The 6,752-nt window shown below is 49.1% G+C and carries 9 protein-coding genes; 5 read left to right on the top strand and 4 right to left on the bottom strand.

The window, feature by feature from the left end; all coding sequences use genetic code 11:
• The 5 genes from CGS25_RS19415 to CGS25_RS11430 all read left to right on the top strand — a co-directional run.
• A partial coding sequence (locus tag CGS25_RS19415) for a hypothetical protein (protein ID WP_232802371.1) occupies positions 1-290 on the top strand: 290 nt, incomplete at its 5' end.
• 248 nt (positions 291-538) lie between these two features.
• A complete protein-coding gene (locus CGS25_RS11445; RefSeq protein WP_101675524.1) occupies positions 539-730 on the top strand; it encodes a SymE family type I addiction module toxin in 192 nt (63 codons plus the stop codon).
• A 223-nt stretch (positions 731-953) separates the two neighbouring features.
• Positions 954-1,184, top strand: a complete 231-nt coding sequence (locus CGS25_RS11440; protein ID WP_101675523.1) for an addiction module protein — start codon at positions 954-956, stop codon at positions 1,182-1,184.
• A gap of 9 nt (positions 1,185-1,193) precedes the next feature.
• The gene (locus CGS25_RS19010) at positions 1,194-1,499 is read left to right on the top strand and encodes a type II toxin-antitoxin system RelE/ParE family toxin (protein WP_157933813.1); all 306 of its coding nucleotides are present in this window, start codon (positions 1,194-1,196) and stop codon (positions 1,497-1,499) included.
• 331 nt (positions 1,500-1,830) lie between these two features.
• Positions 1,831-2,031 (top strand): SymE family type I addiction module toxin, encoded by a 201-nt coding sequence (locus CGS25_RS11430; protein ID WP_101675521.1) that lies wholly within the window; start codon positions 1,831-1,833, stop codon positions 2,029-2,031.
• Positions 2,032-2,110: 79 nt separating this feature from the next.
• On the opposite strand, the gene CGS25_RS19005 is transcribed toward CGS25_RS11430, so the two are convergent.
• The 4 genes from CGS25_RS19005 to CGS25_RS18990 all read right to left on the bottom strand — a co-directional run bounded on the left by CGS25_RS19005 (position 2,111) and on the right by CGS25_RS18990 (position 6,455).
• Positions 2,111-2,359, bottom strand: coding sequence for a hypothetical protein (locus CGS25_RS19005; RefSeq protein ID WP_157933812.1), 249 nt, complete (start codon positions 2,357-2,359; stop codon positions 2,111-2,113).
• A gap of 228 nt (positions 2,360-2,587) precedes the next feature.
• Entirely contained in the window at positions 2,588-3,958 is a 1,371-nt protein-coding gene (locus CGS25_RS19000; RefSeq protein WP_157933811.1) for a PIN-like domain-containing protein, read from the bottom strand.
• Positions 3,959-4,632: 674 nt separating this feature from the next.
• A complete protein-coding gene (locus CGS25_RS18995; RefSeq protein ID WP_157933810.1) occupies positions 4,633-5,577 on the bottom strand; it encodes a sce7725 family protein in 945 nt (314 codons plus the stop codon).
• 17 nt (positions 5,578-5,594) lie between these two features.
• Entirely contained in the window at positions 5,595-6,455 is an 861-nt protein-coding gene (locus CGS25_RS18990; protein WP_157933809.1) for a sce7726 family protein, read from the bottom strand.
• Between the last annotated feature and the right edge of the window lie 297 nt (positions 6,456-6,752).

Genomic DNA, 6,752 nt, shown 5'->3' with positions numbered 1-6,752 from the left:
AGCAGCGGGAAGTAGATGGTGGGGGCGTGCTGGTTGTAGTCGAGCAGGCGCTTGGCGATGTCGAGCGCGGTGACGTGGTTGTCCTTGGCCTGTTTGGCGAAGGTGAGGATGAATTCGTGGCTGGCGCGGCGCTCGGGGTAGGCGGCCTGGCAGCCGATGGCTTCGAGGCGCTTGAGCAGGTAGTTGGCGGCGAGGGTGGAGTATTCGCTGACGCCCTAGATCTCGCCTTGCTGCGACGTACGATCTTTCGTCGCCGACGAAGCGCAAATCGCTTACACGGATTGACTTAAAACTCTTACAGCTCTGTCGAGGGCCATCTTTTACGCTGGCAATCGGTGCTTGAACACACCTACTATCAGCAGTCGCCGCACCCTTTGGATTTGCGGTACTGTAACGCCCGTGACCAATCAATGGTCGGGTAGCGCGCAGCTATACAATACCTCCGGGGAAAGCGCGCGGCCGTCTGATAGAGCGGTGTTCAACTGCCCGACCGCCCTTATAGGGCAAACTTGGACGTATCATCTATCGGAGCAACACCATGAAATATCGCACTCTCAAAGTCCGCAAAGGCCACCGGGACTACACCCTGAAAAGCAAGCCCTGCAGCGGCAACCCGATCACTCCCTTTCTTCTCCTAAAAGGCACCTGGCTGGAGCAGGCCGGATTCACCATCGATACCCCTGTGTCCGTAACCGTGGAGGAAGGGCGGCTCTCAATCATTCGTCGGTAAAATTTGCGCCCCGGCCAAAGGCCGGGGTCCCGTTCACCAGCATGTCCCGGTAGGCGGCCTGGCAGCCAAGGCATCGGGATGATTAGCAAGCTGCTGCAAACGTGGATTTGTCAGCTTCGAGTTTGTCCCACTAAATCCACGCAATGTCGCAAGAACATCGCCCTGGGCATAATGGCGCCCCATAAGGCATCATAGCCCCATAGAACCACATATGGAGCGAGACATGGGTACAGACCCCGAAGCCCTGAGAGACGCCGCCCTGGCGCTTTCCGAAGCGGAGCGGGCAAAGCTGGCCAGAGACCTGATAGCCAGCCTGGACGGCTCTGCCGATGCCGATGTTGCCGAAGCCTGGGACATTGAGCTTTGCCGCCGCATCAATGAAGTGGAGAGCGGAAAAGCCCAACTGCTGGATGTTGAAGACGTTCTCGCACGCATACGGGCCCGGATCGGATAAGGATTAGTTTTGATCGTCGAAGTCAGCAAGGAAGCTGCCCAAGAGCTGGAAGAATCTGCAGCCTGGTACGAAAAGGAAGACCCGGGGCTTGGAGCTCACCTGGTTGACGCTTTTGTCCACGCCGTGCGCCTTCTTGAAGAACCCAATCCACCGCTCACTCCCGTGGGTGGCAAAGCCGGCAGCCGCGGGGCCAAACGATTGCTTTTGCATCGCTTTCCCTTTTCCCTCGTTACCCTGAGCCGTGGGTCGACCACGGTTGTCATTGCATTCGCCCATCATTCCCGCAAGCCGGGTTACTGGACGGATCGGGTCTAGCAGTCCAGCCATGCCAGTCATCAAGCTACCTGCACTGAAGGGAAATGCTTTCGAACAGAAGCGCAAATGACTTACAACGATTTCAGCCTCAGCCTACTGTGCTCAAACGACGGGACGACTAGCCTGGATACCGGTGCTTAAACACACCCTATCAGCGGTCGTCTCGACCGACAGAATGCGGTACTTTTGTGCCCACGACCAGTCGATGGTCGGGTAGCGCGTAGCCATACAAGACCTTCGGGAAAAGCGCGTGGCCGTCTGATAGCGGTGTTTAACTGCCCGACCGCCCTAATGGGCACTCTTTAAACGACCCTATCAGTGGAGCACGACCATGAAATACCGCACCCTCAAAGTCCGCAAAGGCCACCGGGACTATACCCTGAAGAGCAAACCCTACAGCGGCAATCCAATCACTCCCTTCCTTCTTCTCAAAGGTACCTGGCTGGAACAAGCTGGGTTTACTATCGGCACACCAGTATCGATATCCGTTGAGGATGGGCGACTATCGATTGTTCGAGATAGCGGTCTGTGAGGATCTAGCCCCAGTGAAAAACTGGGGCATCTTCGTCCAAGCGGGGTTGCCTTGTCGTTTGGACAGCCTTGCGAGTGGATCACTTGCATTCGGCGATAATACTGACGAAAGGAGCCTCCGAATGCTGACTGATCACGTTATAGCCTCTCTCCTTACAAATTTCCCCGGCTTTTTGATAGCATGCTCCCAGCGACGCCGACATGTTGTTACATGAAATCTCGTATGATGTATTACCACTCGGACCATACGACTCTTTTACTGAAGGCGAAAATGTACAACCCGACAGCGCCACTAGCGCCAAAAAGCAAAGTAATTTAATTTTTTTCATATTGATTATCTCCTTCCCCAACCATTAACTTAAATTGTCAAGTCCAAACTTCATTTTACCGTTTAAGGAGCGACCGACAAACCTCACTATCCACCAAATCCTTATCCGGCGAATTTAATTTTTATTATTAAATTCAACAAATAAATCCGCACCTAACGCTTCGCGCCCATTATGCTTTCTCGTTCATCTTAAATGCACCGCGACAGCATGCATCTAGTCATATTTATTTTACCCATGAGTACTTCTAAGAAACTTTAGTAATTGTTGTTTTTGGTCATTTGACACCTCATCTTCTTCATTTTCTACATCAACGCCGGCTTCTAAAAACTGCTTAATCAGCAAATCAGTAGGCATCCCCACCACTTTAGCTAATTTTTTTACAGTGGTCATAACGGATTGGGGCGATTCACAGCTTGCTTGGTACTTTAAAACATACTGGCCAACTGGCAATAGCTGGTTACGCTCAGCACTAATTACATGCAGGTTAAAATTAAATTTCGTACCCGCACCTGCTCTTAACTTATAACTCCCCAGCTCATCAGGCGCGGATTCGAGTATTACATTTATAGTCGGAACATTTTGCAGATGAGGATCGAAAGATCCGCTTCCCGTAATATTTTTAACTGGGCGAGTTAAATTAATTACAAGAACCCCTTCTTGCGAGCTTTCCGTTCTTTTCGTCACATCATGCCCGACAACCTCAACAGCGTGCTCCATGTCAGAGCGCAACATATCAACCGCTCTAATTTCAGCAACCGCGTCGGAATTAAGAGTATTTCCCGAACGTTGGGATAAATATTCTAGAAAGCGATCCGTTTGATAAATCAGAATCCTTTTTCCGGTATAATCATACGCCTCTCTAAGCAATTCGGGCCTCGGCCCAATGGTCTTTCCAGAAACCTTCTCCCACCAGTCTTCTTTTCTTTCCGATGTCACAAATATGATTGACCTATCATCAAATTTAGACTTATCAAGAATCTGTCGCCACAATAAATAATCTCCATATTGGCGATCATCGCCCTTGTTATCATCCATGTACCCAGGTGGAATTTTGTTTTCCACTCTATGTTCAGCTTCTCTTATTAGTCCAGGAATTTCTTCTTCAGAAAAAGCAGCTCCAACCGACCCACGAAAGAGCTCTGTCAATTGCTCAAGAATAGGATCATCATTCAAATATTTTGGGTAACCTGACTTAGACTCGGTTATTTTATCGAGCGCCTCATCAATAGCTGGGCCTATCTTTTTCATTAGACCATCAGCTATTTCATCGGGGATGATCCTATTGCCTTTTAGTTGTGATATAGTGCTCTGAAGGCTGTTTTTAAATTCCTCCACTTCATCTTTTGCTTTCTTGAATGTTTTTTCTGAAGAGACAATCACGCCAGTTCTATTTCTGATAAACTCTTCTGCAGCCTGATTTGAAAGCCATAATCGATCATTAAACTGCTTCAAACTTTCAATCAATGTATTGCGTGTGCTTTCATGGTATCGATACAAATCCAGCAAAACGTTTGCATCGACAGTTAAAAGGCATCCATTCCATATATTATTGATGTCATCCTCAGACATCGGGAAATACCACTTAAATTCTTCTTTCATTTTTTTGCCTTATCAGTATAATTTTTATTTGCTCTTGATCAAATAAAAAAACATTATGTCTAGCGCGCTCATTGAATAACGAAGAGCGCTGCCCATCACAACTTACGCATGGCGCTTAGATAGACTTATATCTCGATAAAGTAAAAGCGTGACTCACATCCTAGTCAAGACCTGTACCCGCTTGTCGCGCGCGAAGTAAAGGGGCCAGAAAATCCCATCAAATAGTAATGACTGACTAACGCTTAAAGTACGCTCAGCTCTCACCCGAAACCGAATCCTCTCCTTCACCGCCTTCACCTCATCCAAGCAGCGCATGGGCGGGTAAACGGCACTTTGGTGACGGCCTCCGGATTTGTGTTGGCTTCTTCTATTGTAGCGGCCATTGCGTTGATGAAGTCACCCAAGATTTCCTTAGTTTCGGTGGGCTCGTCTCGGAAGCACTCGGGCACTAGCAGCGGCAAGTAGATGGCGGGGGCGCGCTGGTTGTAGTCGAGAAGGCGCTTGACGATGCCGAGCGCGGCAGCGGTTATCTTTGGCCTGTTTGAAGAAACTGGTGGCTGGCGCGGAGGTCCGGGCGGGTGGCCTGACAGACGATAGCTTCGGGGCGCTTGGGCAGCGACCATGGGGTCAGATCTGGACCTGACCCCATCCCTATTTAGCTCGATCTTCCCACCTCAAACCCAAGCTGTTGCGCCGGAGCCAACTAAGTAATTATGAAGCAACTCGATATGATGCTTCGTAGACCACCGCTTAGGACACCCCAAACCAGGAAATCTCGCTTCCGCGTGGTTGGCACAATAGTCCGACACGCCTTCGGTTGCTAAAGCTCCCGCTCCAGGAATACCGGTATAGTTAACAAGTTTCTGCAAGGAGTCAAAGTACTTGGTTTGGCGATCAGTACTGTCCGAAGGAACAGTCGACACAAAGTGAAGGCACTTAATAGACTGGTTCTTCGTATTAGGTTCTGTTAGATGAAGCGCGACATGGCTGGGTTCGCCACCGCCTTTGCTATAAGGCACATCACCAATAGCGGCAAAATCTCCAAAACCATTCCAGCCCGATACCGTATACGTGTAGGCGAGATCATCAAAGTGCGACGCGGCTGGATATGAGCCGTTAACTTGCTGCCTTTGAAAGCCATCGCGAAGAAGCACATTCCGGTTTTTCGGTAACGCGTTAACTAGACTCTCAGGAACGGCATTTGCGTTAATGATCTGAACGGCGCCTTGTACGCTGAAATTCACAGCCGGCAAAGTATGGGCGCGGTGCACAAATACTAGAGCTCTCGTTTTATATGCACGAACAAAATGAGCCACATCGTGACTATTTATGCCTGGACGAACCTCAAGTGCTGGAAAAACCTGCCCTTTATACTTCTTCTCAAGGCTCTGCTCCATTCCAGCAACATCCGCCAAACTAGGTATCGGAGCGCCCTCGTTGGTATTCATAATTAGAGCGATTCTTAAGCCAGTTTCTAGAACTCGACCTATTTGTCCCTCCACACGCGGACCTGCGGCATGAGGTTTAATTATAGGAACGATCAGATTACTTAACTTCGGCCCCAGCTCTTTTAGAGCCAGCAACTCTTCTTGTTTAGATCGGAAAAATGGCCAGTACATAACATCCCCTTTTTATTTTATAAAAATTCCCTTATTGGCTCTTGCAACCTGGAAGCTAAGAGCTGCCACTCCGAATCCTTTAAATTGTAGCCAAACACAGCCGCGCGCAGCGATTCCGGCAGCTGAGCAGCGATAGACGCACGCTTCTCAGCCGGGGCCCGTGCGCGAAGTGCTGCTACAAAATCCGAATAAATTATCTGGGCCGGTTGATCAGAAACCGCTTCTAGGGCCGCCCGATAACGCTGAATCGGAGGTACGGAGCGAGTATCTATCTTATATTTTTCCTCCAGAATATCTCTTTCTTTTTTTCGAAAAAGATGGAAAATTGAAGCTGATGACAGCTCTTTTCTGAAGGACTTAGCATTTCGCACGGTGGCCAAGCGATCTCTCTTGGACAAACCAAGAATGCCCACAGATGGAGGAAGCAACCGTAAAGCTTTGTCCTTCTGCTTCTCGCTTACAACAAAGACGACTCTGTCAAAGCATTTATAGTAGGATTCAACTTGCTTTTCCGCGCGACTAAAATCATCTAGATCTGTTTTTATTTCGAAAACAGTCGCATCACCGTTCACAAGAACAGCGTCGGCTCTGGCTTCACCAACCTTGAACTCGTACAACCAAGACGTTGTTGCAGGACTATATTTTCCGAAAACCGTCTTCGACAGTAAAAGATTCTTATAAATATATTCCGGCCGGGAAGACCCCAGAAGCTCTCCGTATACTAAATCGCAAAGTTCCCTTAAAGGCTCAGAATTACTGATCCGTTTTTCTTTTAAAAGAACTTTCGCAATACGGCTCGTGGCCTCGGTTGTTCCGTACCAAGCGATCTCCGCCAAATTCTTCGACCTGAAAAATTCAGAATATAACGCAGCAGACATCTTGCCCCCGTTCCAACTTCCGAAATTCCCAATCTAGCGACAAGTCCGGGTTAGGAACTTAATTTTTGCACCGCATCATTGGTGCTTTATTGTACTAACCTGACTATGACGCCACTTATGAGGAAGTGCAAATCACTCTAACCACACTGGCCCGGCATCACTCGGCCCCCACCCTCACTCACTCCAAACCAAATCCAACTCCTTCGCCGCCTTCACTTCATCCAGCCGGCGCACGGGCTGGGTGAATGGCGCTTCGGTGACGGTCTCGGGGTTGGTGTTGGCTTCTTCCAGGATCTT

The sequence above is a fragment of the Alloalcanivorax mobilis genome (assembly GCF_002864685.1).
Classification (GTDB): Bacteria; Pseudomonadota; Gammaproteobacteria; order Pseudomonadales; family Alcanivoracaceae; genus Alloalcanivorax; species Alloalcanivorax mobilis.
This window is presented reverse-complemented; position numbering and strand designations above follow the sequence as displayed.